General features: G+C 72.4%; 28 protein-coding genes and 1 tRNA gene. 6 read left to right on the forward strand and 23 right to left on the reverse strand.

Annotation, left to right across the window (positions count from 1 at the left end; all coding sequences use genetic code 11):
- Positions 1 to 20 precede the first annotated feature (20 nt).
- On the forward strand, positions 21 to 1,283 hold the full coding sequence (locus ACGFIW_RS06605) for an acetyl-CoA C-acetyltransferase (RefSeq protein ID WP_393311400.1): 1,263 nt from the start codon (positions 21 to 23) through the stop codon (positions 1,281 to 1,283).
- A gap of 156 nt (positions 1,284 to 1,439) precedes the next feature.
- Here the strand turns inward: ACGFIW_RS06605 and ACGFIW_RS06610 are convergent, their stop codons facing one another.
- From ACGFIW_RS06610 to ACGFIW_RS06625, 4 genes are all read right to left on the reverse strand, one after another.
- Entirely contained in the window at positions 1,440 to 1,760 is a 321-nt protein-coding gene (locus ACGFIW_RS06610) for a hypothetical protein (protein WP_393311402.1), read from the reverse strand.
- Between the two features lie 166 nt (positions 1,761 to 1,926).
- Entirely contained in the window at positions 1,927 to 2,685 is a 759-nt protein-coding gene (locus ACGFIW_RS06615) for a Bax inhibitor-1/YccA family protein (RefSeq protein WP_393311404.1), read from the reverse strand.
- A gap of 149 nt (positions 2,686 to 2,834) precedes the next feature.
- A complete protein-coding gene (locus ACGFIW_RS06620) occupies positions 2,835 to 3,650 on the reverse strand; it encodes a Bax inhibitor-1/YccA family protein (protein ID WP_393311406.1) in 816 nt (271 codons plus the stop codon).
- 107 nt (positions 3,651 to 3,757) lie between these two features.
- Positions 3,758 to 3,841, reverse strand: a tRNA-Leu gene (locus tag ACGFIW_RS06625).
- A 102-nt stretch (positions 3,842 to 3,943) separates the two neighbouring features.
- Between ACGFIW_RS06625 and ACGFIW_RS06630 the strand changes: the two genes are divergently transcribed.
- The gene (locus ACGFIW_RS06630; RefSeq protein ID WP_393311408.1) at positions 3,944 to 5,803 is read left to right on the forward strand and encodes a hypothetical protein; all 1,860 of its coding nucleotides are present in this window, start codon (positions 3,944 to 3,946) and stop codon (positions 5,801 to 5,803) included.
- Between the two features lie 100 nt (positions 5,804 to 5,903).
- Here ACGFIW_RS06630 and ACGFIW_RS06635 read toward each other — a convergent pair whose 3' ends face one another.
- From ACGFIW_RS06635 to ACGFIW_RS06675, 9 genes are all read right to left on the reverse strand, one after another.
- On the reverse strand, positions 5,904 to 7,235 hold the full coding sequence (locus tag ACGFIW_RS06635) for an NAD(P)/FAD-dependent oxidoreductase (RefSeq protein WP_393311410.1): 1,332 nt from the start codon (positions 7,233 to 7,235) through the stop codon (positions 5,904 to 5,906).
- A 102-nt stretch (positions 7,236 to 7,337) separates the two neighbouring features.
- The gene (locus ACGFIW_RS06640; RefSeq protein WP_393311412.1) at positions 7,338 to 7,901 is read right to left on the reverse strand and encodes a hypothetical protein; all 564 of its coding nucleotides are present in this window, start codon (positions 7,899 to 7,901) and stop codon (positions 7,338 to 7,340) included.
- The gene (locus ACGFIW_RS06645) at positions 7,898 to 9,340 is read right to left on the reverse strand and encodes a DUF58 domain-containing protein (RefSeq protein ID WP_393311414.1); all 1,443 of its coding nucleotides are present in this window, start codon (positions 9,338 to 9,340) and stop codon (positions 7,898 to 7,900) included. Before ACGFIW_RS06645 ends, ACGFIW_RS06640 begins: the two co-directional genes overlap by 4 nt.
- Entirely contained in the window at positions 9,340 to 10,347 is a 1,008-nt protein-coding gene (locus ACGFIW_RS06650) for an AAA family ATPase (RefSeq protein ID WP_393311416.1), read from the reverse strand. Before ACGFIW_RS06650 ends, ACGFIW_RS06645 begins: the two co-directional genes overlap by 1 nt.
- Positions 10,347 to 10,931, reverse strand: coding sequence for a hypothetical protein (locus tag ACGFIW_RS06655; protein ID WP_393311418.1), 585 nt, complete (start codon positions 10,929 to 10,931; stop codon positions 10,347 to 10,349). Before ACGFIW_RS06655 ends, ACGFIW_RS06650 begins: the two co-directional genes overlap by 1 nt.
- Positions 10,928 to 11,710: a DUF4129 domain-containing protein gene (locus ACGFIW_RS06660; protein ID WP_393311420.1), complete on the reverse strand. Its 783-nt coding sequence runs from the start codon at positions 11,708 to 11,710 to the stop codon at positions 10,928 to 10,930. Before ACGFIW_RS06660 ends, ACGFIW_RS06655 begins: the two co-directional genes overlap by 4 nt.
- A gap of 21 nt (positions 11,711 to 11,731) precedes the next feature.
- Positions 11,732 to 12,472, reverse strand: a complete 741-nt coding sequence (locus ACGFIW_RS06665) for a uracil-DNA glycosylase (RefSeq protein ID WP_393311422.1) — start codon at positions 12,470 to 12,472, stop codon at positions 11,732 to 11,734.
- The gene (locus ACGFIW_RS06670) at positions 12,465 to 13,151 is read right to left on the reverse strand and encodes a dienelactone hydrolase family protein (RefSeq protein ID WP_393311424.1); all 687 of its coding nucleotides are present in this window, start codon (positions 13,149 to 13,151) and stop codon (positions 12,465 to 12,467) included. The genes ACGFIW_RS06665 and ACGFIW_RS06670 overlap by 8 nt, the downstream gene beginning before the upstream one ends.
- Before the next feature lie 197 nt (positions 13,152 to 13,348).
- The gene (locus tag ACGFIW_RS06675) at positions 13,349 to 13,726 is read right to left on the reverse strand and encodes a porin (protein ID WP_393311426.1); all 378 of its coding nucleotides are present in this window, start codon (positions 13,724 to 13,726) and stop codon (positions 13,349 to 13,351) included.
- Between ACGFIW_RS06675 and ACGFIW_RS06680 the strand changes: the two genes are divergently transcribed.
- Positions 13,710 to 14,270, forward strand: a complete 561-nt coding sequence (locus tag ACGFIW_RS06680) for a hypothetical protein (protein ID WP_393311428.1) — start codon at positions 13,710 to 13,712, stop codon at positions 14,268 to 14,270. The genes ACGFIW_RS06675 and ACGFIW_RS06680 overlap by 17 nt on opposite strands.
- 78 nt (positions 14,271 to 14,348) lie before the next feature.
- Here ACGFIW_RS06680 and ACGFIW_RS06685 read toward each other — a convergent pair whose 3' ends face one another.
- From ACGFIW_RS06685 to ACGFIW_RS06700, 4 genes are all read right to left on the reverse strand, one after another.
- On the reverse strand, positions 14,349 to 15,407 hold the full coding sequence (locus tag ACGFIW_RS06685; protein ID WP_393311430.1) for an HAAS signaling domain-containing protein: 1,059 nt from the start codon (positions 15,405 to 15,407) through the stop codon (positions 14,349 to 14,351).
- Entirely contained in the window at positions 15,404 to 15,736 is a 333-nt protein-coding gene (locus ACGFIW_RS06690) for a PadR family transcriptional regulator (protein WP_393311432.1), read from the reverse strand. Before ACGFIW_RS06690 ends, ACGFIW_RS06685 begins: the two co-directional genes overlap by 4 nt.
- A 144-nt stretch (positions 15,737 to 15,880) precedes the next feature.
- Complete coding sequence (locus tag ACGFIW_RS06695; protein WP_393312724.1) at positions 15,881 to 16,819, reverse strand: exopolyphosphatase; 939 nt, start codon at positions 16,817 to 16,819, stop codon at positions 15,881 to 15,883.
- A gap of 52 nt (positions 16,820 to 16,871) precedes the next feature.
- Complete coding sequence (locus ACGFIW_RS06700; protein WP_393311434.1) at positions 16,872 to 17,867, reverse strand: ArsR/SmtB family transcription factor; 996 nt, start codon at positions 17,865 to 17,867, stop codon at positions 16,872 to 16,874.
- A gap of 142 nt (positions 17,868 to 18,009) precedes the next feature.
- Here ACGFIW_RS06700 and ACGFIW_RS06705 point away from each other — a divergent pair, with 142 nt between their 5' ends.
- Complete coding sequence (locus tag ACGFIW_RS06705; RefSeq protein ID WP_393311436.1) at positions 18,010 to 18,846, forward strand: alpha/beta hydrolase family esterase; 837 nt, start codon at positions 18,010 to 18,012, stop codon at positions 18,844 to 18,846.
- A gap of 1 nt (position 18,847) precedes the next feature.
- On the opposite strand, the gene ACGFIW_RS06710 is transcribed toward ACGFIW_RS06705, so the two are convergent.
- Genes ACGFIW_RS06710 through eno form a run of 4 tightly spaced genes read right to left on the reverse strand, consistent with a single transcriptional unit; the run spans position 18,848 to position 21,930 of the window.
- Positions 18,848 to 19,384, reverse strand: coding sequence for an amino-acid N-acetyltransferase (locus tag ACGFIW_RS06710; RefSeq protein ID WP_393311438.1), 537 nt, complete (start codon positions 19,382 to 19,384; stop codon positions 18,848 to 18,850).
- Complete coding sequence (locus tag ACGFIW_RS06715) at positions 19,381 to 19,938, reverse strand: DUF501 domain-containing protein (RefSeq protein ID WP_393311440.1); 558 nt, start codon at positions 19,936 to 19,938, stop codon at positions 19,381 to 19,383. The genes ACGFIW_RS06710 and ACGFIW_RS06715 overlap by 4 nt, the downstream gene beginning before the upstream one ends.
- Before the next feature lie 35 nt (positions 19,939 to 19,973).
- Positions 19,974 to 20,615 carry a septum formation initiator family protein gene (locus ACGFIW_RS06720; RefSeq protein WP_393311442.1) on the reverse strand — a complete coding sequence of 214 codons (642 nt, stop codon included), beginning with the start codon at positions 20,613 to 20,615 and terminating at the stop codon, positions 19,974 to 19,976.
- Positions 20,616 to 20,646: 31 nt separating this feature from the next.
- Complete coding sequence (gene eno, locus ACGFIW_RS06725) at positions 20,647 to 21,930, reverse strand: phosphopyruvate hydratase (protein WP_184181511.1); 1,284 nt, start codon at positions 21,928 to 21,930, stop codon at positions 20,647 to 20,649.
- Between the two features lie 213 nt (positions 21,931 to 22,143).
- Here eno and ACGFIW_RS06730 point away from each other — a divergent pair, with 213 nt between their 5' ends.
- Entirely contained in the window at positions 22,144 to 22,836 is a 693-nt protein-coding gene (locus ACGFIW_RS06730) for a hypothetical protein (protein WP_393311444.1), read from the forward strand.
- 176 nt (positions 22,837 to 23,012) lie between these two features.
- Complete coding sequence (gene nudC, locus ACGFIW_RS06735) at positions 23,013 to 23,774, forward strand: NAD(+) diphosphatase (protein WP_393311446.1); 762 nt, start codon at positions 23,013 to 23,015, stop codon at positions 23,772 to 23,774.
- A gap of 124 nt (positions 23,775 to 23,898) precedes the next feature.
- Here the strand turns inward: nudC and ACGFIW_RS06740 are convergent, their stop codons facing one another.
- Together ACGFIW_RS06740 and ACGFIW_RS06745 are read right to left on the reverse strand one after the other, a co-directional pair.
- On the reverse strand, positions 23,899 to 25,518 hold the full coding sequence (locus ACGFIW_RS06740; RefSeq protein WP_393311448.1) for a DUF885 domain-containing protein: 1,620 nt from the start codon (positions 25,516 to 25,518) through the stop codon (positions 23,899 to 23,901).
- A 94-nt stretch (positions 25,519 to 25,612) separates the two neighbouring features.
- Positions 25,613 to 26,578: a nucleoside triphosphate pyrophosphohydrolase gene (locus tag ACGFIW_RS06745; RefSeq protein WP_393311450.1), complete on the reverse strand. Its 966-nt coding sequence runs from the start codon at positions 26,576 to 26,578 to the stop codon at positions 25,613 to 25,615.
- Position 26,579: the final 1 nt, after the last annotated feature.

A 26,579-nucleotide genomic window follows, 5' to 3' on the forward strand; every position in this document is an offset into this window, starting at 1 on the left:
TGGCGGGTTAACGTTGGCTCATGCCGATTGAGTCGTCCCGCGACGCCGTCATCGTCGCCACCGCCCGCTCCCCCATCGGCCGGGCGCACAAGGGGTCGCTGCGCGACGTCCGCTCCGACGACCTCGCCGCGACAATCGTCCAGGCCGCGCTGGACAAGATCCCCGCGCTCGATCCGACAACGATCGACGACCTCTACCTCGGCTGCGGCCTGCCCGGCGGCGAACAGGGCTTCAACATGGCCCGGGTGGTGTCCACCCTGCTCGGTCTGGACACTGTGCCCGGTGCCACGCTCACCCGTTACTGCGCGTCGTCGTTGCAGACCACCCGGATGGCGATGCACGCGATCCGAGCCGGCGAGGGTGACGTCTTCGTCTCCGCCGGTGTGGAGATCGTTTCCCGTTACGCCCGGGGCAGCTCCGACGGGTTGCCTCCCGAGGCGCAGGCCCTGGTCGGTGGCCGCTGGGAAAACCCGCGCTTTGGCCCGGCCGCCGAGCGCTCGAAGCGCCGCGCCCAGGGCGGTGCCGAGGTCTGGACCGACCCGCGTGCGGCAGGTGAACTGCCCGACATCTACCTGACCATGGGACAGACCGCGGAAAACCTGGCCCAGGTGTACGACGTGACCCGCGCCGACATGGACGAGTTCGGCGTACGCAGCCAGAACCTCGCCGAGAAGGCCATCGCCGACGGTTTCTGGGCGCGGGAGATCACCCCGGTCACCACGCCGGACGGCACAGTGGTGAGCACCGACGACGGGCCTCGCGCCGGTGTCACGCTCGACGCGGTCTCCGGCCTGAAGCCGGTGTTCCGCCCGGACGGTCGGATCACCGCGGGCAACTGCTGCCCACTCAACGACGGCGCGGCCGCCGTGGTGGTGATGAGCGCCCAGCGGGCCGAGGAGTTGGGGCTGACCCCTCTCGCCCGGATCGTCTCGACAGGCGTGACCGCCCTGTCGCCGGAGATCATGGGCCTCGGGCCGGTCGAGGCGTCCCGGCAGGCGCTACGCCGCGCCGGCATGACCATCGACGACGTCGACCTCGTCGAGATCAACGAGGCGTTCGCCGCGCAGGTCATCCCCTCCTACCGCCAGTTGGGCATCCCGGAGGAGAAGCTGAACGTGATGGGCGGCGCGATCGCGGTCGGTCACCCGTTCGGCATGACCGGTGCCCGGATCACCGGCACCCTGCTCAACGCCCTGGAGTGGCACGACAGGACCATCGGTCTGGAGACCATGTGCGTGGGCGGCGGCCAGGGCATGGCCATGGTGCTCGAACGGCTCAACTGAGCCGACGCCCGGACTGCCTCACCCTCGTGGAGTAGGCGACATAGCGCGCCGCAGGCCGCGGGTGAGCGCGCCGCAGGTCGCGGGTGAGCGCGCCGCAGGTCGCGGGTGAGCGCGCCGCAGGTCGCGGGTGAGCGCGCCGCAGGTCGCGGGTGATCCTCAGAGCACGCCGCGGGTCGCCGTAACCTCGGCGGCGGCCCGCGCCAGCACCTCGTCGTCGGCTCCGGCGGCCATCAGGTCGGCCGCCACCACCCGGAGCTGATCGGGCAGGGCCAGGTCGTTGTCGAGCCGGGGCACCACCCGGCGTGGCTGCCCTTCGGCGTCGGCGGCCAGGTTGGCGACCTCCTGCACCAGACGATGCACCAGGTCGGCGCGGGGCACGTTGCCGGTGGTCGCGACCGCCGCCCACCGTCGCTGCTGCCAGTGCCCGACCTGACCGACCAGCAGCCGTACGGCCTGGTCCAACTCTGCTGCGCTCATCGGCACCGAGTCTACGGCCGGCCGACGCGTCCCCCGAGATCGACTCGATTTCCTGAAAGTCGCGGCATCACCGCGACCCGGACACCCCGACTTCATGAAAGCCGAGTCGATCATGCCGCCGGGCCCCGCCGGGCCGGGGCAGGGCCGGGTCCGCCGGTCGGGCCGGTCAGCGGCGTAGGTAGCTGAGCAGTCGTAGTAGCTGCCAGTACAGGAAGACCAGCCCGGTGAGCAGGCCGAACGCGCTCAGCCACGCGTACCGGCGGGGTCGACCGTCGCGCACCGACCGCTCGACGAGGTCGAAGTCGAGGATGAAGCTGAACGCCCCGGCGATGATGGCCACCACCGAGAAGGCGTACGGGAGCCAGCCCACCTGCCCACTGACGCTGTAGACCTCCAGACCCGGCCGGCCGGACACCAGATACGACACCAGGTTGACCACGCTGAGCACGGCGATCCCGAGCAACGTCCCGATCACCAGGCGGGCCAGCCGGGGCGTCGCCCGGATCACCCGGGCCCGGTAGAGCGCCGCCATGCCGAGGAAGACACCGAACGTGCCCGCCACCGCCTGCACCACGATGCCCGGGTAGACCTGCTCGAAGGTGCGGCTCGCCACCCCGAGCAGCAGGCCCTGGAGCACGGCGTAGCCGACGATCGGCACCGGGTTGGTGATGCCCCGCAACGAGATGACCAGAACCAGCGCGATCGAGGCGAGCGCGCTGCCGGCCAGCGCGGCGCCGAGCCAGGCCGCGTCGGGGATCACCGCCCAGGACACCGCCGCGGCCACGCCGGTGACCAGCAACAGTCCGACGGTACGGGTCACCACGTCGTCGACGGTCATGGGCTCGACGTCGCGGGCGCCGAGCACCCGGGCCTCCACCCGGCCGGTCTCGTCCAGCCGGTTGAGCACCGGGTTGTTGCTGCGCACCGCCGCCTCCTCCGCCCGCGTACCCCAGGGCAGGTGCCCTCGCAGTCACTCTGCCCCGGACGGACCGGCGGCGGCGGGGAAACGGCGCTGACGACGGCGCCCGCCCCCACCGAAGCGGGAGCGGGCGCCGGTCGACGGTGCGGACGAGGTCAGTCGTCGCCCTGGAAGTAGCTCAGCAGGCGCAGGATCTCGATGTAGAGCCAGACCAGGCTGACCAGGATGCCGAACGCGGCAGTCCAGGAGTATCGCTGCGGCAGGCCCATCCGGACGCCGTCCTCGATCTCCTTGAAGCTGAGCACGAAGCTCAGCGAGGCGACCACGATGCAGACCAGGCTGAAGCCGATGGCCAGCGGGCTGCCGTCGCGCAGGCCCGTGTTGACGCCGAACAGCGCGAGCACCAGGTTGATCAGCATGACGGCGAAGAGGCCGACCATCACCGCGATCATGCCCTTGACGAACGCCGGGGTGGCCCGGATGACCTTCGCCCGGTAGAGCATCGCCATCAGGAAGAAGATGCCGAAGCTGGCGGCGGCGGCCTGGAGCACGATGCCGTCGTACGCCGTCTCGAACGCCTTGCTGACCATGCCGACGAAGACGCCCTCGACCACCGCGTACGCGATGACGAGCGCCGGGTTGGCCATCCGGGAGAACGAGATGATCAGGCCGAGGACGAGACCGACCACTGCCGCGCCGATCCAGGCGGTACCGACCAACGTGTCGGGCACGAGCACCCAGGCCGCCGCGGCGGTGATGCCGAGGATGCCGAGGAGAGCGACGGTCTTGACGACGACGTCGTCAACAGTCATCGGCGCCACGGTGGGCGGCGCGGCCGGGTAGCCGGCCTGGGACGGGTACTGCTGGGGAATGCCGGGCTGTCCGTACGGCCCGGCCGGGGCGTACCCGGCGGAGCGCTCCCGCTCGGCCGCTTGGCCGAGCCGGGCGAGCACCGGGTTCGAGGTCTTCACTGTCTGGCCTCCCTCAGGGGGTCGTTTGCACGTGGAACGTGCCCTCCAAGAGTAAACGGCGCAGCCAAGTACCGGTGATCGCGAACGGGATTGGGGGTCGAGCTGGTTGGTGCCCGGGGCGGGGGTCGAACCCGCACGCCTTGCGGCAGCCGCTTTTAAGGCGGCCGTGTCTGCCTTTCCACCACCCGGGCGGGGTGGCACCGGCGCGCCGACACGCACCGTGCAGTGTCACCGTAGCGGGTTAGCGGCGTCCCGACGTACCCAGCAGGGCTTGCCACATTAGGGTCGAGGCCGTGAGCAGCGCAGCCCCCACGGCCCCCGACGCCGCCCCTGAGCAGGCCCTCCGCCTCGCTGGTCGGATCGACCGTCGGTCCCGGGTCGCCCGGCTGCCGGCCGCCGTCAAGCGGCACCGTGCGGATCTACTCGTCGCTCTGGTCTGCGTGGTGCTCGCCGGCTGGCTCACCCACGGGTTGTGGCCCGATCCGGCCGGCCGCACCCTGGCGCTCAACCCGGAGGACCAGACCCTCTACGAGTGGTTCCTGGCGGTTGACGCCCGCGCGTTGCTCGGCGATTTCCACCTGCTCACCGACCGACTCAACGCGCCCGACGGCGTCAACCTGATGGCCAACACCACGGTGATCGCGCTTGGCGTCGCCGTCGCGCCGGTCACCCTGTTGCTGGGCGCACCGGTCAGCTTCGCACTGCTCGCCGCCGCCAACCTCGCCGGCACCGCGCTCGCCTGGTACCTGCTGTTCCACCGGACGCTGCGCGCCCGCCGGCTCGCTGCCGCGCTGGGCGGCGGGCTGTGCGGGTTCGGCCCCGGCATGGTCTCGCAGACCAACAGCCACCTGCACATGACCGCCCAGTGGCTGGTGCCGGTGATCGTCTGGCTGGTGGTCCGCCTGCTGCGGGCAGCCGATCCGGGTCCGGCGGCACCCGACGAGAGCGTTCTGGCCCGACCCGAGGGGCCGGATCGCCGGCGGATGTTCACCTCGGCGGCGGGGCTGGCCGGGGTGGTCAGCGCGCAGGTCCTCATCGGCGAGGAGGTGCTGTTCCTCACCGCGCTCACGCTGCTGCTGATGGCGATCGCCTACGCCGTGACGGACCGGGAGCTGACGCGGCGCGCGCTACCCGGCTTCGCCGGTGGGCTGGCGATCGCCGCCGGGCTCGCCCTGCTGGTGCTCGCCTATCCGTTGTGGTTCCAGTTCGCCGGGCCGCAGGGTGTTGCCGACGGACTGTTCAGGCCGGCGAACTTCTCCGCCGACCTGCGCAGCTGGTGGGCGGTCTCCCCACTGTCGGTGGCCGGCGGCGTCGAGTCCGCCCGGCTGACCACCGGTCCGGCCGAGTACAACACCTTCCTCGGTTGGCCCCTCCTGCTGGCCGCCGTGGCGTGCGCGGTCTGGGTCGGGCGACGCCGGCTGGTCTTCGCCTGCGTGGTGGCGGGCCTGGTGATGGGCACGCTCTCGCTCGGCCCCGAGGTGGTGCTCGACGGCACCCGGACGGCGATTCCCGGCCCGTACGCCCTGATCGGCGGGTTGCCGGTGGTGGATGGCGCGTTGCCGATGCGGTTCGCGCTGGCGGTGCTGCCGATCGTCGCGACGCTGCTGGTGCTGGCGGTCGACCGGGCCCTGCGCGGCACCGGTCGCACGCGGCGGCTGGTGCCGCTGGCCGTCGGCGCGGCGCTGCTGCCGATCTTCCCGACTCCCCTGCCGACGGTCGCACGGGCTGCCGTGCCGGAGTTCGTCACCGGCGGCCACTGGCGGCAGTGCGTACCCCCCGGCGGGGTGTTGGTTCCGGTGCCGCTGCCCACGCCCAGGGAACCGGGGCCGATGCGCTGGCCGACCGCCGCCAACGCCGCCTTCGGTCTGCCCGAGGGATTCTTCATCGGCCCGTACGGGCGGGGTGGCACCGCGGCGATGGGGACGTTCAAGCAGCCGACCTCGGCTCTGCTGGCGGACGTGGCCCGGCGGGGCGACCAGCCGGCCATCGGCGACGAGCAACGCCGCCAGGCCGCCCGGGACGCGGACTTCTGGGGCGCCTCCTGCGTGGCCCTCGCCGACGATGCCCCGCACGCGGAGAGCCTGCGAGGAACCCTGGAGCAGCTCTACGGCCCCGCGACCCGGGTGGCCGACGTGTGGATCTGGCGCGTCTGACCCCCGCCGATCTTGCACTTTCTGCCCGGACAAGATGCACCAAAAGGTGCGTTACGGCGTCCGAAAGTGCAAGATCGACGGGGTGGGGACCGCGGGCGGGTCAGACGCGGGGGGCGCCGACCGGCTGGGACGCCTCGACGAACTCCTCGCGCGGGTCGTGCAACTGCCCCAGGGCGACAACCTCACGCTTGAGGAAGAACGCCAACGACCAGTCCACCACGACCCGGACCTTGCGGTTGAACGACGGGATCCGGCTCATGTGGTACGTCCGGTGCATGACCCACGCCGGCCAGCCGGTCATCTTGATCCCGTACACCTGGGCGACGCCCTTGTGCAGGCCGAGGCTCGCGACGCTGCCGACGTGCTTGTGCTTGTAGTTGACCGGCTCGCGGCCACGGATCACGGCCACGATGTTGTCGGCCATCCGGGCGGCCTGGCGCACCGCGTGCTGCGCGCTCGGCGAGCAGAAGTTACCCGGCTCCTTGGTGAGGTCCGGCACGGCGGCGCAGTCACCGGCGCTCCACGCGCCCTCGACCAGCCGGTCGCCGTCGACCACCTGGAGGGTGGGCAGGCAGGTGATCCGCCGACGGTCGTCGCGCGGGAAGTCCGTCGCGTCAAGCATCGGCGACGGCTTCACGCCGGCCGTCCAGACGATCGTGTCGGACCGGAAGCTGTCACCGTCGGAGAGCTTGACCAGCCCGTCGACGCAGGACTCGAGCCGGGTGTCCAACCGGATGTCCATGTTGCGCTTCAGCAACTGCTGGACGGTGTAGGCGCCCATGTCCCGGTCGACCTCGGGCAGCACCCGCTGGGTCGCCTCGACCAGCACCCAGCGCACCTCGTCCTGCTTCAGCTCCGGGTAGTAGCGCAGGGCGTCGCGAGCCATGTCCTCCATCTCGGCGAGCGCCTCGATGCCGGCGTACCCACCGCCCACGAAGGTGAAGGTCAGCGCGGAACGACGGACCTCCGGATCCGGCGTGGCGGCCGCCACGTCGAGCCGGTCCAGTACGTGGTTGCGCAGGTAGATCGCCTCGCCGATGGTCTTGAACCCGATGCCCTGCTCGTGCAGGCCGGGGATCGGCAGGGTGCGGGAGACCGACCCCGGGGCGACGACCACGTGGTCGTACGGGATCTCCCGGGGCGGGCCGCTGATCGGCTGGACGGTGGCCACCTTGCGGTCGTGCTCGATCCGCGTGACCGTGCCGGCCACCATCTTGCACCGCCGCAACTCGCGGCGCAGCGGCACCACGGAGTGCCGTGGGGAGATGTTGCCCGCCGCGGCCTCGGGCAGGAACGGCTGATAGGTCATGTGTGGCTGGGGGTCCACCACCATGACCTCAGCCTCACGGGAGCTGAGCTTCTTCGACAGGCGCAGCGCCGCGTAGAGACCGACGTGCCCGGCACCAACCACAAGGATCCGCTTCGGATTCACGTTGTCTATCTTTCCCCGGCCGGCTCGGGTAATCCCGCTCGCGCCCCCCATCTGTGACGGAGCACAACCCATGTGACCTGCGTAACCCTCGTGTCCCAGCGGTCACCGGCGTCGCAGGAGCCAGCCCAGTAACCCGGCGGTCCCCACGGCCACCACCAGCCCCAGCAGTGTCACCCACTGGTAGCCGCTGTCCCCACCCATGCCCGCGGCCTGCAACAACAGGACCCCCAGCACCGCGCTGCCCAGCAGGACGGCAGCCGCCCGCAGGAACCACCTGGTGATCAGCTCGGGGTCCACCATCGCGTCGTAGGGCAACAGTGCGGCGAGCGCACAGAGGGTGTGCCCCAGGTAGAGCAGGGCGGCGACGGCGAGTAGTCGCCAGAGGGCGACCGGGCGGCCGTACCCGTCGGTGGCGAGCAGCCAGCCGCCGACGGTGACCAGGGCCGTGAAGGTCGCCCAGATCCGGCGCGGACCGAAGGCGGGCAACAGCGCGGCGACCGCCAGAAAGAGGAGCGGCCGGCCGGACAGCACCTCGGCGGGAAACGCCAGGGCGAACCCGACGAACACGATGACGAAGATCCCGGCCCGGACCAGCAGCGGGGCGATGCTGACGCGGGCCACGGCGTTCTTGGCCGCCCGGACCCGCCCGGTCACCACGTCGATCATCTGCCACCAACCCTCGGAGCGGTCGCCAACCGGGCCACGTCCCGCAGCACCAGGTCCAGGCTGCCGGCACCGGCCCAGCGCACCACAGGTACGCCGTGCTCCCGGAGCTGCCCGATCATGACGTCACGATCCAGGCGCCACAGCCGGTACGCCACCTCGGCCCAGCCCCGGTCCTTTGGCGACGGCAGATCGGTCGGCAGTGTGTCGACGGCCACCACGAACCGCCCGGCGCGGGCCAGCCGGGCGAGCATCTGCGCCGACCGTTCGTCCAGCAACGGAGTCAGCACCACCACCAACGCGTCCGAGGAGAGCAGTTGCGGACCGAAGACCTGGTCGTACGGCTCGTGCGAGGACGGGTGGACCCGGACGTCGAGCAGCCACTCCAGGACGGTCAGGTACTGCCGACGCCCGGCGGCCGGACGCAGCCGGCGAGCGCCCGGCCCGTACTCCAGCAGCGAGACCCGGTCGCCACGGTGCAGGTAGTGCTCGGCGATCGCGGCCGTGGCCCGGACCGTGGTGTCCAGCACCGAGGCGGCGCCGCTCACCCCGCCGGAGCGGCCCGCCTCGGCCAACACGTCGAGCAGCAGCACCACCTCGGCGTCGCGGTCGGAGAGCGTGGCGGCCACGTGCAACTGCCGGGCCCGCAACGACACCCGCCAGTCGATGCGACGCAGCCGGTCCCCGGGGCCGAAGCGCCGTACGCCGGCCAACTCGCCGCCCTCGCCGGGCCGGCGGGAGTGGTGCGCTCCGACCAGACCGGCGGCGCGGGGCATCGCCTCGACCGCCTCGAACGGCTCGGTACGCGGGTAGACCCGCACCCGGACCGGCTCGGTGATCACCGCCCGGGAGACCAGCAGGCCACCGGCCGTGGCGACCCGGGCACCGGCCGGGCCCACCGGATGACGGCCCCAGCGCAGGGCGTTGCCGGCGAGTTCGAGGTCCACCACGGCGCCGGTGGGCACCGACGTCACGAACGGCCGGTCGGCGACGGAACGGCCCGTGCCGTTGGCCGGAGCCGTCGCACCGGTCGCCGGAGTGGTGCTCGGCGACACGTCCTGGACAGCCTCGTTCCGGGCGAAGCCGGCCCGGACGATGCGCAGCCACGGCGACACCCGGGAACGCACCACCACCAGGTCGTAGTCGACCGTGTCCGGGTTGCCGACGCTCACCGCCGCCGTCACGTCGCCGCCCTCGACAAGCGGCCCGCCCTCACCCTGGGTGACCCACACCTGCGGCAGCGCGGTGGGCCGCCGGCGCAGCGCGTACGCGGTGCCCAGCGCCAACGGGGCGGCCAGCACGATCAGGTCGACCCGGCCCAGCAGCACCCCTGCCACCAGCAGCAGCCCGGCGAGCAGCACCGCCCGACCGAGCGCCCGGGTGGGGGCCCAGCCGGCAGCCGGTTCCGGCTCGGTGGCCATCGGCACGGTCGGTCCGGTCATCAGCGCCGAGGCCCGCCCGCGGCGTAGCTGGGCAGCGCGCCACTCGCCGGGGCGGGAGTGGACTCCAGCACCTCACCGACCACGAACGCCGGGTCGACCCGGCGCAACCACATCTCCGGGCGCAGGGTGATCCGGTGGGCCAGGGCGGGAGCCGCCACCTCCTTGACGTCCTCCGGCACCACGTAGTCCCGTCCGCCGAACACCGCGCGGACCCGGGCCAGCAGCAGGAGCGCCAGCGAGCCACGCGGTGAGGCGCCGACCAGCACCGACGGGTGCTCACGGGTGGCCGCGGTGAGGGACACGATGTAGCGGCCGATGGAATCCTCCACCACCACGTCCTCCAGGGCGGCCTGCATGGCCCGCAGCGTGGCCGCGTCGACCACCGCCGTGATGTCCGCCTCCTCGCGGCGACGGCCCATCCGGCGGCGGAGCACCTCCCACTCCTCCTCGTGCTGCGGATAACCGAAGGAGACCCGCAGGAGGAACCTGTCCAGCTGTGCCTCGGGCAACGGGTACGTGCCCTCGTACTCGATGGGGTTGGCGGTGGCCAGCACGTGGAACGGTTCGTCCAGTTTGTAGGTCACCCCCTCCACCGAGACCTGCTTCTCCTGCATCGCCTCGAGCAGCGCGGACTGGGTCTTCGGCGGCGTCCGGTTGATCTCGTCGGCGAGCAGCAGGTTGGTGAAGACCGGCCCGGCCCGGAAGGTGAAGTCGCCGTTGCGCTGGTCGTAGAGGAACGAGCCGGTGACGTCGGCGGGGAGCAGGTCGGGGGTGAACTGCAACCGACGGAAGTCCAGCCCCAGCGCCTGGGCGAACGAGCGGGCGGTGAGCGTCTTGCCCAGCCCGGGCAGATCTTCGAGCAACACGTGACCGCCCGCCAGGATGCCGGCGAGGACCAGCTCCAACGCGTCCCGCTTGCCGACCACGACGGTGCCGACCGCGTCCAGGACCGCCCGAGCCAGGTGACCAACCTCGGCGGGGGCAATGCTCCGGTCCACGTCGTTCATCAGATTTTCTCCAGTTCGGCGACGATCACCGCGAGGTCGCGCGGCGACGGGGTGCGGTGAGGCGGGGTCTCCAGGAACGTCCACAGCCGGTCACCCAGCAGGACACGGGCGCGGGCCGGGTCCGACTCGCGGGTGACGCCGTGCTTCAGGCGCATCCGCTCGTCGGCCAGTTCGCCGATCCGGGGCAGGACCACCCCGGTGAATCGTTCGGGTCGGGTCATGGACCAGTCCAGTGGCCATTCCCAGCGGTTGATCGCGGTGCGCAACGCGTCCCGGGCACCCCAGTGGTAGCTGCCGTCGTCTTCACCCGGCCCGGCCCGGCCACCCGCCGGCGGCGGAGGTGGCGGCGCGAGCAGGGCGGTGACCCTGCGGATCGCCAGCACGGCGAGCACCCCGGCGACGAGTACCGGCAGCGAGACCTGGAGGCCAACCGCGCGGAGGCCGACGAGCAGCACCGCGACCACCGCGGCGGCCCCCGCGATCGCGCGCACCACCGGGCCGGTCCGGGACCGGGGCTCCTGCGGGCCTCTGGGCGCCGCCTCCTCCTCGAACGCGAGCAGGTCGTCGATGCTGGTGCTGCTCATGGGGCCACCACCGTCAGCTCCCCACGCAGCCGGCGAAGTGCGGCGCGGGCCTGGTCGCGGGTGCGTTCGTCGACCGGTCGGGTCGCGTAGCGGGCCTCCCGGTAGACGTGCGCGAACTCGGCCAGCACGTCGGCGCTGACGATCGCCGGAATACCCGCCGCCGGGTCGCCACGCAGCAGCCGGCTGACCAGGTCGGTGGGGGTGTCCCCGGCGAGCCGTGGCACACCGGCCGCGGCGGCGGCCTCCTCCAGGCGCACCCAGCAGGCGATCACCGCCACCCGGGGATCGGTGTCCCGGTCGTCGAGTTCCACCAGGCCGGCGTCGAGGGCGGCGGCCACCTCGCGGGCGGTGCCCTCGGCGGTACGTCGGGCCCGCTGCGCCGGCAGTGCCCGCGTGGTGCGGCGTAGTGCGCCCCGGACCAGCACCCAGGTCAGGTAACCGAGGGCGGCGAGCAGAGCCAGCCCGAGCAGGACCATCGCCACCTTGGCGACCCACTCCGGTATGTGCGCCTGGGTGGCCTCACCGGCGTCACGCGGCTCGACCCGAATGGACGGCGACGGCTCGGCGGTCGGGTACTCGGGCACCCACGGGACGTTCTCCGCGGCCGGCGGGATCCGGCTGGCCCCGATCGACGAGTGGGCGGAAGCCAACGCGGCACCGGCGAGCAGTGCGGCGATCGCGGCGACCGGCCACCACCGGCGGAGCAGACCGAGCACCGGGCGCAACACCCCCGGCTCGGCGGACCCGAACGGCGTGGGGGGCTGTGTCCGGTCTGTCATCGCCACCGCCCCACGCGTGTCTCAGTCCACCCCGGCCAGCTGCTTAGCCTGGCCGAAGACGTCGTCCAGCATCTCTGGTGTCAGCCGCCCGGTGAAGGTGTTCTGCTGGCTGACGTGGTAGCAGCCCAGCAAGTCCGGAGCGTCCGTGCCGGACCAGTGTGCCCCATGACCGAACGCCGGTCGCGGGCTGGGCGGGCGCTGCCCGTACACCTGGCGAAGCACCGGCCACCACGCGGCCCAGGCGAACGCGCCAAGCGCGACGACGACGCGCAGCGTGGGCCGGATGAGCGTGACCTCGCGGTGCAGCCAGGGTGCGCAGGTGTCCCGTTCCGCCGGGGTCGGCTTGTTGTCCGGAGGCGCACACCGCACGGCCGAGAAGATCCGCAGGTCCCGCAGGGCGAGCCCGTCGTCGGCGGCGACACTTGTCGGCTGGTTGGCCAGCCCGGCCCGGTGCAGCGCGGCGAACAACACGTCACCGGACCGGTCACCGGTGAAGATCCGGCCCGTGCGGTTGCCGCCGTGCGCGGCGGGCGCCAGCCCGAGAATGCCGATCCGGGCGTCGCCGGTGCCGAAGCCCGGCACCGGTCGACCCCAGTACTCCTGGTCGCGGAAGACGGCCCGTCGGGTGCGGGCCACCTCCTCCCGCCACTGGACCAGCCGGGGACAGGCGAAACAGTCGCTCACCGCCGCGTCCAGGTCGGCCAGGTCGGTCGCCCGCGCCGCGCGGGCGACCACCTGCTCGGGGGTACGCGACTCAGCCAAGCTTGGCCCGGAAGAGTTCCAGGGTGCGGGCCCAGGCGCTGGACGCGGCGCGCTGGTCGAACGCCTCCGGACGGTCGTCGTTGAAGAAGGCGTGCGAGGTGCCCGGGTAGTCGTAGAGATGGCAGTCGCCGCCGGCCTCCTCGATGGCCCGGCGGGCGGTCTGCACGCCCTCGGTGGCCGAGGTGCCGTCCTCTTCGGAGCAGTGGATGACCGCGGCCTTGCCGGCGTAGTCGGCCCAGTCGGGGCGCATCGACTCCCACGGCAGCACGGGATAGAAGCCGACGGTGGCGACGATCCGCTCGGAGATGGTGGCCGACCAGAGGGCGAGGCTGCCACCGGCGCAGAAGCCGACAGCGCCGACCTTGCCGGTGACCTCCGGCCGCCCGGCGAGATAGTCGGCCGCGCCGGCGATGTCCTTCGCCGCCTCGTCCATCCGCATCGCCATCAGCAACCGCTGCGCCTCGTCCGGCTCGCTCGTCGTCTCACCGTGGTAGAAGTCCGGGGCGAGGGCGACGAACCCGGCCTCGGCGAACCGCTCCGCAACCGACCGGATGTGCGGAACCAGGCCCCACCACTCCTGGATGACGATGACGGCGGGGCTGGCCGTGCCACTCGCGGGTATCGCGAGATACCCCTCGCTCGTACCCCCGTTGCTGCGGTAGGTCACCATTTCGCCCATGGGCCGTCCTCCTAGCGGTCAGTCATCGTTGGCTGGTCGCCCAGTGGTCCTAGTGCCGGTAGCCTGCCATGCCGCGCCGCCGCCGGGAAGACGCCGGAACAGTGGCATTCACCTCCCGTTCGCCCGCCGATGACTCCGGGTACGCCGACGGCGGCGGGTAGGCTCCCGCCGCCGTCAACGCTGATCTACGGCCGCGGTCAGGCCCTCTTGGTCAGGCAGAGCACGTAGCCCGTCTTGCCGGGCTTGATGCTGGAGTAGATGTACCCCTCTTCGGCCGGCTTGAAGAACTGCTCACAGGCGGTCGGGGCTTTGGCCTGGGCCTCGGTCTGGCCGTCGACCCGACCGACCACGTTGTACGCCGCCTCGGTGGAGGTGCACTCGACGATCCTGGCGTTCGTGACCTTCTCCTGCTTGGTGCCGGTGACCTCGGGCAGCTTGGCGATGCAGTCACCGGCCTTGGCGTCCGCCGTCTCGTCCCTGTTCACCAGGTTGCCGATCGCCGAGACGACGCCGAACTTCAGGCCGGCGACGACGAGTACCGCGAGGATCGCGCCCACGATGCCGAGGGCCTTCAACGCACCGGACTTCTGCGGCTCCGGCTCGGCAGCCTCCGACTCGGCCGGCTCCGACCCGGTCGACTCCGACCCGGCCGCACGCGGCTCGCCCGGCTCCGGCTCGGCCGGACGCGACGCCCCCGACCCCGACCCCGACCCCGACTCCGGCCCGGTCGGCCTGGGCTCGGCCGGACCCGGCTCGGTCGACGTCGACTCGGCCGACGTCGACTCGGCCGACGTCGACTCGGTCAGCTCGGATCCGGTCGACTTCGACTCCGACTTCGACTTCGGCTCGGCGGGGCGCGACTCGCCCGACTTCGGCTCGGCCGACTGTGACTCGGCGGGACGGGACCCGGTCAGCTCGGATCCGGTCGACTTCGGCTCGGCGGGACGCGACACCCCCGCCTGCGGCTCGGCCGACTGGGGCGTCTCGACGGCCGGCTCCGGCGTCGCGTTGGCCGGCTCGGCTGGTGCACCATCGGAGGCGGGGGGCGTTGCGACCTGCTCTGGCACGGGGGTTCCTTCCGAGGGGTGGATGAGCAGACGACACCGTAACGATCATTGATTTCCGGTGTCGTCCCGCCCGCCTCGTCCGTTCAGTTATTTCCCACCCCGGCCCGCATGATCCAGTTCACACCGTTACTCAGCTCGTCGGGGTGGGGCTCGGCGTGCCGGCCGGGGTCGCGGTCGGGTCCGCCGAGGGCTCGCCGGTCGCCGTTGCGCCCGCCGTCGGCGTGCTGGTCGGCCCGGCCGTCGGCGTGCCGGTCGGCTCCGTCGGCGGGGTGCTGGTCGGCTCCGCCGGCGGCGAGCTGGACGCGGGCGGCGTCGGGATGGGGTCGGACCCGGCCGGAGCGCGAGGGCCGAAGGGCGCCCGGCCCACGCAGTACGGGTACGGCCGCAGCAGGGGGGCGCCGTAGTCGTTGACCGAACTCGCACAGTCCGGGTAGCCGAGGCGAATCGGGTTGCCGTCCTGGTCGAAGAGCCGGGCGTTCTCCACCAGCCGGCCCTCACTGTCGTAGACGAAGACGTCCCGGACCCGGCTGTACTGGCTGTCGACCGAGGTCTGGTCGTAGTAGTAGTCGTTGGCGTGCCGACCCTCGGCGTCGACAAGCCCGACGAGCGCGAAGACCACAAGCACCGCGCTGCCCACCTGCACGGCCGATCGTGGCCAACGGGTCAGCTGGGCCGACCGGCGACCGAGCCAGATCGAGGCGAGGACGAAGCCGACCAGCATGATCAGGCCAGCCAGTAGCTCGCCACCGAAGCGGGGCAGCAGACCGAAGCTGCCGCCGGTGCTGATCACGGTGACCAGCATCGCCGCCAGGTAGCCGCGCAGCACCCACCAGCCGGGGCGCAGGAGGCGGAGGAAGTCGCTGGCGTGCGCGTACCCCAGGGGTGGGCCGAACTGCGTGTCGACCGCGCGCAGGCGGCTGCGGACCCGGACCAGCGCGGCGGCGACCCGCTGGTCGAGATTGCGCCCACCGCCGCCCGGGGCGGCGCCGGCCGCGGCGCGCAGCTCGGCCGCGTACGTCTCGGGCTCGCCCAGCCGCTCGACGAGGGTGCCCTCGGCCTCGGCGGCGACCTCGGTGAGGTGGTCGGCGAGGTCCTCGGTCAGCTCGTCGCGTTGCGTGGCCGGCAGGTCGGCGAGAGCGGCCCGGACCCGCGCCACGTAGTCGGTGATCTCCTGCTCCGTGACGGTCATGCCGCCAACCCCCGTTCGTCGAGCAGAGTGTCCATGGTGGTGGCGAACGAGCGCCAGAGCTTGCCGGAGCGGGTCAACTGGTCACGCCCCGCGGCGTTGAGTGAGTAGTACTTGCGGTGCGGCCCGGATTCGCTCGGCACCACGTAGGTGGTCAGCAGGCCGGCGGCGAAGAGGCGGCGCAGCGTCCCGTAGACCGAGGCGTCGCCGACCTCTTCCAGGCCGGCCTCACGCAACCGGCGCAGGATGTCGTAACCATAACCGTCCTCCTCCCGGAGCACGGCCAGGACGGCCATATCGAGCACGCCCTTCAGCAACTGTGTGGTGTCCACGCAATGCACACTACTGTGCATTGCGAAGTACCGTCAATGATCTCGCCCCGACACGCAGCACGAGCACGCGTGATCGACTCGGGTTCCTGAAAGTCGGGCCATCCGCGCGACCCGGACACCGCGACTTTCAGGAAGACGAGTCGATCACGCGGCTGGCTGGAGACTCCAGGCGATGCCGTCGAGGATGTCGTGCTCCGAGGCGACCACCGACGGCATCCCGGCCCGCTCCATGATCACGCGGAGCACGAGGGCCCCCGCGCCGATCACGTCGGCCCGACCCGGATGCATCACCGGGATCGCCAACCGCTGCGCACGGGTCTGGCCCAGCAGGTCCGCTGTCACCTGGGCGACCGCCTCGTACGACACCCGGGCGTGGTGGATGCGCTCCGGGTCGTACTCCCGCAGGCCCTGCGCGATGGCCACCACCGTGGTGACCGACCCGGCGAGGCCGACCAGGGTGGCCGCCTCGCGGCCGGGCACCACGGCGAGCGCCCGGTCCACCGCGGCCGCCACGTCGGCCTGCGCCGCCGCGACCTGCTCGGGCGTCGGCGGGTCGCCGGGCAGGTGCCGCTCGGTCATCCGGACACAGCCGATGTCCACCGAGATCGCCGCGCGCACCCCCTCGGCCCGGTCACCGACCACGAACTCGGTCGAGCCGCCGCCGATGTCCACGACCAGGAACGGCTCCTTCGCGTCGGCCGGCAGGCCGCGCACCGCGCCGGTGAACGACAGCCGGGCCTCCTCGTCGCCGGTGACGACCTCGGGCGCGACGCCGAGGGTGCTCCGCACCATCTCGGTGAAGTCGTCGGCGTTGGCGGCATCCCGGGAGGCCGAGGTGGCACACATGCGAACCCGCTGTGCGCCAAGCTTCTCGATGTCCGCCGCGTACGACGACAGCGCCACCCGGGTCCGTTCGATCGCCTCCGGCGCCAACCGGCCGGTGCGGTCCACACCCTGGCCGAGCCGGACGATCTCCATCCGCCGGGTCAGGTCGACAAGCGTCGCCGGCGACCCGGTGGACTCTTCGGGCAGGTCGGCAACAAGCAGTCGGATCGAGTTGGTCCCGCAGTCGATGGCCGCCACACGCGTCGTCACGGCAGCAACCATACGGCAGGACGGGCCGGCATCCCGCCGTCTAGCCGGCGGCCGGGTCGCCGGGTGAGCCTCTCGACAACTCCGCCCCGAGCGCGGTCAGGTGGTGCCGCACCGCCCCGCCGTCCCGCTCGCTGGCCACCAGGCCGGCCGAGCGCAGCGCGGTGGCGTGCTCCGAGGCGGAGGACAGGCTGATCCCGACGGCGCGGGACAGCACGGTCGTGGTCAACCCGCCTTCGGCCGCCAGCCGACGCAGCACCAGCGCCCGGGTGGCGCCGAGCAGCCGGCCGAGGGAGTCGCCCCCGGCGCTGATCCCGAGCGCGGGCACCACCGTCGGATAGACGAGCAGGATCGGGTGACCGGGCTGCACCAGCACCCGGGGGCGGGGCCCGGCCAGCGGGGAGGGCAGCAGGATCAGCCCGTGGCCGGTGCCGGGCAGCTCCCCACTCCACCACGTCCGCACCTCCAGCACCGGCTCCCGCCACCGGATCGCCGGGTGCAACCCCGCGAAGAGGCCGTCCAGGCCATGCTGCGCCAGCCGTTGGCTGGCACAAGTCACCTGCTGGCGGTACGCGGACGTCAGATCCGACCAGAGCGGCGCCAGGACCGTGTCGAACCAGGTGCGGACGGCCCCGCCGAACAGGTCCAACACCTCCGGGTCGGCAGCCGCGAACCGCCGCCGCAGCGGGGAGCTGGCCACGTGCGCGTACGCCTCGGTGCTCTCGACGCGGATCCGCTGTGCGGGGGTGGCCCGGATCGCCTCCAGGCCGGCCTCGACCGACTCCAGGCCGGACAGTGGGGTGACGAAATCCGGCAGTCGCCCCCGGGCGGGCAGCAGGTGCCGCAGCGTCGCGGTGGCGGCCTGTGCGTCGCCCGTGCTCTCCGCCGCCGCCGCCCGCTCGGCCAGTGTCGGTGCCATCGCCGCGACCGTCGGGTCGCGCAGCCACTGGCCGGCCAGCAGCGCGGTGCCGACCGGGTGCAGCCGGTCGGCGAACCGCACCCGGCAGAGGTCCGCCGGCCCGAGCTGGAGACGAAGCATGAAGGACAGCCTGCCTCCCTTCGCCCAGGGCCGAAAGGGTTGATCCGTGGGCGGGCCGCCTCCAGCATGGACCGCAGGTCTACGGGGGGTGGCCGAAGTGCGACGAATGATGGCGGCGTTAACGGGGCTCTGCCTCATTGTCATGGTTGCGGCTTGCGGTGAGCGGGGGCGGCCCGCGCCGACCCCGCCCGCCGCGTCCAGCGAACCCCTGACCGCGGGCAACCACGACCTCACCCTGACCCACAACGGGCAGGACCGCACCTACCTGCTGCACGCACCATCCGGGTACGACCCGAGCCGGTCGCCCGCGCTGGTCATCGCGCTGCACTTCTATCCCGGAAGCGCCACCGGCGTGCAGGAGCTGGCCGGCCTGGACGCGAAGGCCGACAAGGACAACGTGCTGGTCGCCTACCCCGACGGGGTGAGCGGCGGCTTCAACGCGCTGGTCTGCTGCGGCAGCGCGGACGACGTCGGTTTCCTCACCGCCCTCACCGACCACCTGGTGCGGACCTGGCGGGTGGACCCGAACCGGGTCTTCCTCACCGGCATCTCGAACGGCGGCGACATGAGCTTCCGGGCGGCGGTGGAGAGCACCGGCACCTTCGCCGCGATCGGGGTGGTCAGCGGTGGTTACAGCGGAAAACTGACCACGGCCGAGAGTTACGTGCCGAAGAGCCCGGTCTCCGTGATCACCTTCATCGGCGGCCAGGACCAGTACGCTTCGACGTTCCAGACCGGCATCAAGACCTGGCAGCAGCGGCTCTCCTGCCGGCCGAGCCCGAAGGCGTCCGGGGTGCCGGGCGTGACGCACACGGTGGCGAGCTGCGCGGACGGCAGCGAGGTCAGCGTCTACACCCTGCCCGAGATGGGCCACAGTTGGCCGGGGGCGACGATCGGCTCGCTCGCCGCCTCCTCCGCGGGCCTGTCGGCCACCGACCTGATGTGGGAGTTCTTCGCCGCGCACCCCCGCAGGGCCTGACCTACAACCGCAGCAGCATCCGGGTGTTGCCCAGCGTGTTCGGCTTGACCCGCTCCAGGTCCAGGAACTCCGCGACACCCTCGTCGTACGAGCGCAGCAACTGCTCGTACACCGGTTGTGGCACCGGTGCGCCGTCGATCTCCTGAAAACCGAACGCGCCGAAGAACCGGGTCTCGAAGGTGAGCACGAAGATCCGGGCCACCCCCAACTCCCGGGCCGCGTCGATCAGCTCGCCCACCAGCCGGTGCCCGATACGCCGGCCCCGACAGACCGGATCCACCGCGACGGTGCGGATCTCGGCCAGGTCCTCCCACATGACGTGCAGCGCGCCGCAGCCCACCACCGTGCCGTCGTCGGGGTGGACCGCCACCCGAAACTCCTGCACCTGCTCGTAGAGGGTGACCGTCGCCTTGCTCAGCAGCCGCCGGTCGTTGGTGTAGGTGTCGACAAGCCGCCGGATGCCGCGCACGTCCCCGGTGCGGGCCCGCCGCACCACGATCTGACTCTCGGGTGCCGAGGACCCGGCCGGCGCGCTCATTCGCCCGCCGGGACGTCCACGCACGGACCGGCCGCCCACCAGGGCTCGACCAGCTCCAACGTCTCGTCACCGAACGGATTGACCCCGGGGCCGGCGCCCAGCGCGTGCCCCAGGTGCACGTGCAGGCACTTCACCCGACCCGGCATCCCGCCGGCCGAGATACCGGCGATCTCCGGCACCTCCCCGATGGCCTCGCGGCGGGCGAGGTAGTCCTCGTGCGCGGCACGGTAGTGAGCGGCCAACTCGGGATCCGTCGTCAGCCGGTCCGCCATCTCCTTCATCAGCCCCGCCGACTCCAGCCGGCTGCAAGCCGCCGTGGCCCGGGGGCAGGTCAGGTAGTAGAGCGTCGGGAACGGCGTGCCGTCGGACAGACGGGGAGTCGTCTCCACCACGTCCGGGAGCCCGCACGGGCACCGGTGGGCCACCGCCCGGGTGCCCCGGGGCGTGCGGCCGAGCTGCGCGGCCACCGCGGCCAGGTCGGCCTCGGTGGCCGGCTCGCGCTGCGGCGGAGGTACGGAATCCGCCGCCGGCTTCGACGGTGGTACGACAGTCACGGTGCCCATCTCTCCTGGTGCGCTTGTTCGGTGGATCATTTACCCGGTTGCTGGCTGTCCGCCGCCCGCACGCTCGACCAGAGCGTGTCATACCAGGTCGCCGGCCCGGTCGGGGCGGCCGCTCCGGCCGACTTCCCGGCGTCCCGGGCGGCACCCTGCGCGTCGTGCAGCACCACCATCATCTTCTCGCCCGGGGGGCCCATGAAGAACCGCTCCCGGGCCTGCGTCTTGATGTACTCCTCGTCGTTCCAGTTGGCGGCCTCGGCGGCGAGCTTGGCGATCTCCGCCTCCTGTGCCGCCTGGGACGCCTCCATCCGCTCGATGTCGGCCTGCTGGTCCAGGTAGACCCGTACCGGGTACGTGTAGGCCAACGCGAGCGCGATCAGGACCGCGAAGAGCACGGTGGCCCGACCGGTGAAGCGACGGGGGTGGGGTGCGGCGAGCCGCTTGACGGAACCACCGGCGGCGGTCCGCCGAGCGGCGGCCGGACGGTTCGCGGACCGCACGCCGTCGGCGCCCCGGGACGCGCCCGGAGCCCGACCAGCGGTGCCGCGCGGCTCGGCGCGTACGCCGGCCTCACGGACCGATCCCCGCGCGGCCCGGGCACCACCCGGCCGGCCGGACTGACCCGGCCGGCGGGCGGGACGCTGACCACCCGGTGTGCGGCGCTGCTGCATCGTCACACCCCTCCCCCGAGGCTTTCCGTGCTCAGGCCGAACGGTAGCGCGGGAACGCGCCGGCGCCGGCGTAGCGCGCCGCGTCGGCCAGCTCCTCCTCGATCCGGAGCAACTGGTTGTACTTCGCGACGCGGTCCGAGCGGGCCGGAGCGCCGGTCTTGATCTGACCGCAGCCGGTGGCCACCGCCAGGTCGGCGATGGTGGTGTCCTCGGTCTCGCCGGAGCGGTGGCTCATCATGCACTTGAAACCGGCCCGGTGGGCCAGGTCCACCGCGTCCAGGGTCTCGGTCAGCGAACCGATCTGGTTGACCTTGACCAGGACCGCGTTCGCCGACTTCTCCGCGATGCCGCGGGCGATGCGCTGCGGGTTGGTCACGAACAGGTCGTCACCGACGATCTGCACCCGGTCGCCGATCGAGGCGGTCAGCGTCTGCCAGCCACTCCAGTCGTCCTCCGCCAACGGGTCCTCGATCGACACGATCGGGTAGTCACCGGCCAGCTTGGTGTAGTAGTTGCTCATCTCCTCGGCGGACTTCGCGGCGCCCTCGAACGTGTAGGTGCCGTTGTCGAAGAACTCCGTGGCCGCCACGTCGAGCGCGAACACGATGTCGGTGCCGAGCCGGTAACCGGCCTTCTCGACCGCCTCGGCGATCAGGTCCAGGGCTGCCGCGTTGGTCGGCAGGTTCGGTGCGAAGCCACCCTCGTCGCCGAGCCCGGTCGACAGGCCCTTCTTCTTCAGCACCGACTTCAGCGCGTGGTAGACCTCCGCGCCCGAGCGCAGCGCCTCCCGGAAGGTGGGCGCGCCGATCGGCGCGACCATGAACTCCTGGATGTCGACGTTCGAGTCGGCGTGCGCGCCACCGTTGAGGATGTTCATCATCGGCACCGGCAGGAGGTGCGCGTTCGGGCCGCCCAGGTAACGGAAGAGGCTCAGCTCGGCGCTGCCGGCAGCGGCCTTCGCCACCGCCAGGGAGACCCCGAGGATGGCGTTCGCGCCCAGCTCCGACTTGCTGTCGGTGCCGTCGATGTCGAGCATCTTCTGGTCGATCAGCCGCTGCTCGCTGGCCTCGTACCCGATGATCTGGTCGACGATCTTGTCTTCGACGTTGGAGACCGCCTTCTCCACGCCCTTGCCCTGGTAGCGGTCGGCGTCACCGTCGCGCAGCTCGATCGCCTCGAAGGCGCCGGTGGAGGCGCCGGAGGGCACGGCGGCGCGGGCGACCGTGCCGTCGTCCAGGCCGACCTCGACCTCGACCGTGGGGTTGCCCCGCGAGTCGAGAATCTCCCGGGCGACGATTCCCTCGATGGTTGCCACTAAGTCGCTCCTCGTTGTTGTGATCCGGTCCGTGGGTGGGCCGCGACGGTGCGGCTGAGGCAGGTGTTGAACGCAGCGTATCGGGCCGCGCGAACGGGTACGGCGTCGCCCGCGCACCCGAGTCGCCCCGCGTTGACGGACATTCCCGGATTTCCGGGCGTCAACCGGCAACGGGTTTGCGCTGTGCGGACCAGATCCACCAGGCTGGTCGCCATGCCCGCCGCCTCGACCACCCTCCGCATGCTCGCCGTGTCGGTCATCGCGTCGCTCACGGTCACCGGCTGTCAGACATTCGAGGACGCCGGAGTCGCCATGGGTCGCTCGGAACTCGTCAACGACCTCGCCGCCCGGCTCGACCGGGCGCTGGAGTTGACCTACTCGGCCGACTACCAACTCCCGGGCGGCCAGAACGCCGCCATCGTGCAGGCGCAGGACCCGGCCAGGTCCGCCTACACCTACCCGGGCGGTCGACTCACCGTCACCCCGGAGGCCATCACCCGGTGTACGACCACCGGCGCCCACCCCGAGTGCACGGTGCTCGCCCCGCCCACCCCGGGCAGCAAACCCACGGTGACGCTCTTCGGCGAGGCCAACCGCCAGGGCCTCGTCACCCCGCCGGTGGTGGTCGGGCTGCTGACCGCCGCCGCGCTCGACCCGCAGGCGGTCATCAAGCAGAGCGACACCACAGTCGCCGGGCACCACGCCGCCTGCGTCGAGGTGCAGAGCTCTTCCGGCGACTTCACCGCCTGCGTGACCACCGAGGGCGTGCTCGGCAGCTTCGTCGGGCCGGTCGACGGCAAGCCGGTGGACCTGGCGCTGAGCCGCTACTCCGCGACAGTCGACACGGGCGCGTTCGATCCGCCCGCCGGCGCCGGTGTCGTGGACCGTCGCCCCGGCGGGTCGTGACCGACCGGACGGCTGGGCCCACGCCAGGGCGCGGCGCGGCCACGTCCGCGGCACCGCACGGCGGGCCGACGGCCACCACACCAGCCGGCGGGCCCACGTCCAACGCACCCCCCGGCGGGTTTCGGCCGGGGGCCGACCGGAGCCGGCCGCCGGCCCCCGGTGACCTGGCCCTGCCGGTGACCGGGGCGAAGCTGCTGACCGGCACCGACGGCCGACCACTGCGGGTGGTCGACCTGCCCGCCGACACCGACTGGGTGCCGCTGGGCACCCTCGACGGAACACCCGCGTGGGCCACCGAGTTGTCCACCGCCGACGATCTGCCCGGCCGGGCGCGCGGCTGGGCCTCGCTCGCCGCCGAGGTGCCGGAGCCACACGCCACGCTCGCCGGCCGTGCGTTGGCGGTGACGACGTGGCGGCGTACCCACCGGTGGTGCGGCGCCTGCCGTGCCGAGCTGACCGACCTGCCCGGCGAGACCGCCCGACGATGCCCCGGCTGCGACCTGTACGTGCCGATGCAGCTCTCCGCCGCGGTGCTGGTGGCGATCACCCGGCCGGGAGCGGCCGGTCACGCCGACGAGCTGCTGCTGGTCCGGCACGCGACCGGGCCGACCGGCCTGTGGGCACTGGTGGCTGGCTTCGTCGAGGCCGGCGAGACCCTGGAGGCGGCGGTGCACCGGGAGGTCGGCGAGGAGGTCCGGTTGTCCGTGGACGACCTGGCCTACTTCGGCAGCCAGCCGTGGGCGATCTCCGGCCCCGGTGTGCTGCTCGCCGGGTTCACCGCCCGTGCCGCGGACCCGCACGCCGAGCCGGTGGTCGACGGCGAGGAACTGACCCAGGCTCGGTGGTTCGGCCTGGACGCGCTGCCGGCGGAACTGCCGCCCGCGTACTCCATCTCGCGCTGGCTGATCGACGCGACGGTGACCGCCCAACGGCGCTGACCCGCGCGCTGCGCGCCGAACAGGATCCGGGCAGCTTCAGGGATGTTGCTGCCTCCGGCGGCGCCGGAGGCAGCAACATCAGCGACGTTGCGCGGATCTTGGCGGGCGCGCCCCGGCACGGGGTCTAGATCTCCAGGAGGGTTCTCAGGTGGCGCGGGGGCGGGCAGTCGTGGGCGAGCATGGCGTCGTGCCAGTCGCGGACGGACACGCCGTCCCGGCGGGCAGCGGCGATCTCGGCGACCTCGCTGTAGCCGACGAAGTAGGTGGAGAGCTGGGTGGAGGTGAGCAACGCCCGGCGCCACTTGCCGGCGGCCTCGCCCTCCTCCTGGAAGCCGCGCCCGGTCATCAGCGCCATCGCCTCGGTCTCGGACAGGTCCTCGGCGTGCACCAGTTGGTCGAGCAGCGCGTTGATGGTCATCCGCAGTTGCATCTTGAGCTGCTGCAACCGCACCGGTAGGCCGCCGAAGCCGAGCCTCACCATCAGCTCCTCCGCGTACACCGCCCAGCCCTCGATGAACGGGCCGGACTCGGCCAGGGCCCGGACCCGGGTGCCGCCGACGTAGCGGCGGGCGTGCGCGAGCTGGAGGAAGTGCCCCGGCATCGCCTCGTGCACGGTCAGGTTGCGGATCATGTGGTCGTTGTATTCGCGGTAGAACGACTCGACCCTGTGCGCCGGCCAGTCCGAAGGGGTGGGCGCGATGCAGTAGAAGGTGGGCACCTCCGCGGTCTCCAGTGGGCCGGGTGCGTCGCAGTAGGCCACCGCCACACCACGCGCGAACTCCGGCATCTCCTGGATCACGCACCTGTCGTCGACGAGCGTGACCAGGTCGTGTGCGCGGACGAAGTCGGTGGCGTCGTCCAGGGTCACACCGGCCAGCTCGACGATGGTCCCGTCGTTCGGGTGCTCGGCGGCGAGCAGGTCCAGCGCCTGACGTACCGCCGCGTCGTCGGCCCGACCACCGACCAGCTCGACGGCCGCCTCGCGGATCTCGGCGGTGACCCGGTCCAGGTTGGCCCAGGCGCGGCGCTGGATCTCGGCGGCGCCCAGCTCGGTGTCCAGGGTGTGCCACAGGCGGGCCTCCCAGCGGCGCCGGCCCAGTCGCGGGTCACGGCCGGGGCCGGCGTCGGCGGCCAGGCCGACCCGCAGCCAGGCGACGAACTCCTCAAGCGCGGCGATCGCCGCAGTCGCCGCCGGCTCGACCCGGTCGAGCTGGCTCGGCGCCTGAGCGAGCAGCGCCGGCAGCTCGTCGCGGATCAGCGCCGCCGTGCCGGTGAACTGCCCGACCGCCGTCTCCGCGTGGATCCGCGGCATGTCCCGCAGCGTCGCGCGGGCGGTGGCGAGAGCGTCCGGTACGGCGGCGAGCCGGCCGGCGAGGCTGGCCAGCCGGACATCCGCCGGAGCGAACGGGCGGGCGAGCAGGGCGTGCAGCAGCGGACCGGGATTGTGCACGAGCGGGTCCCATTCGTGGGTCCGCATCTCGGTCGACTCGAACAACCTGCGGTCCACCAGTGAGCTGAGCAGCGCGTGGTCGACCTGCTCCGGAAGATCCAGAGCAGCTGGATCGATGTCGGAGAGCGCGTCGGCGGCCTCCTTGAACATCGCCCGGTCGGCGGCGACCGCGCTGGCGGAGAGGTCCGGCAGGCGGTCGTCGTAACGGTGGTCCCCCACCGAGGTGGCGAGCCCGGGCTGGCTCTCCAACACCGCGTCGACGATCCGCTCAGCCAATGGCACGAAGGACTCCATGCCCCGACCCTAGACGGCACCCCTGACCCGATCAGCCACGCCGACCCCTGGCCCGCCCGGTCGAGCCGCGAGCGGGGCTGGGGCAGCACCCTCGTCACTCGGCGGCGCGGATGGCCTCGGCATAGGCGAGGGTGGCGCGGCGAAGCGCCGCCTCCGGGTCGATTCCCGCCTCGCGGGCTGCCGCGACAGTTGCCAGAAGGCTGGCACCCAACCGCGCCTCCGGGCCCACCTGGGTGTCGGCGAGTGGCGGCGGGACCGCTCGGCCGGCACGGGCGGCACGGTCCAGGATCTGCGCGGCCAGGGCCAGCGCGGGCTGGCTCAGGGCCACCCCGTCCAGCACCGAACTGCGGGCCTTCTCCGCGCGCTTGATCCGCTCCCAGTTCTCGGTGATCTCCTCCAGCGTGCCCACCTCCGCCCCGGCGAAGACATGCGGGTTGCGCCGGATCATCTTGTCGACCAGGCCACCCGCCACGTCGTCGATGGTCCACCGCTCGTCCTCGGGCAACTCCTCAGCGAGCCGCGCGTGCAGGACCACCTGCAACAGGACGTCACCCAACTCCTCGCGCAGCGCGTCGGTGTCGTCGGCGCTTATCGCGTCGTACGCCTCGTAGCTCTCCTCCAGCAGATAACCCGCGAGGCTGCGGTGCGTCTGGGCCCTCTTCCACGGGTCACCACCCGGCGAGGCCAGTCGGTCCAACACGGCCACCGCGTCGAGCAGTCGCGCACCCGGTGGGTCCCACGAGCCGTACATCAGCTCCATCTCGGCCAGCCCTGGCTGCCGGGCCAGCCGCAGACCCAACTCCCGGGCCAACGCCTCGTCGCCGGCCGGGCCGGCCAGCCACACCACCGTGCCGTGCGTCGCCACCGCATCCAGCAGCGGCTGGGTCGCCGGACCGTCCACAACTGTCACCTCGGCGCCCGCCTGACGCACGGCCGTGGTCATCTCGCTCTCCGCACCGGTCAACACCGGGTGCCGGCGTACGACGTCCCAGGCCGCGGAGGTCAGCAGGCCGGCCGGGAGCCGAGGCGAGGTGACCAGGAGGACGATCCGTGCCGTCATG

Source organism: Micromonospora sp. NPDC048935 (assembly GCF_043197875.1).
GTDB lineage: Bacteria > Actinomycetota > Actinomycetes > Mycobacteriales > Micromonosporaceae > Micromonospora.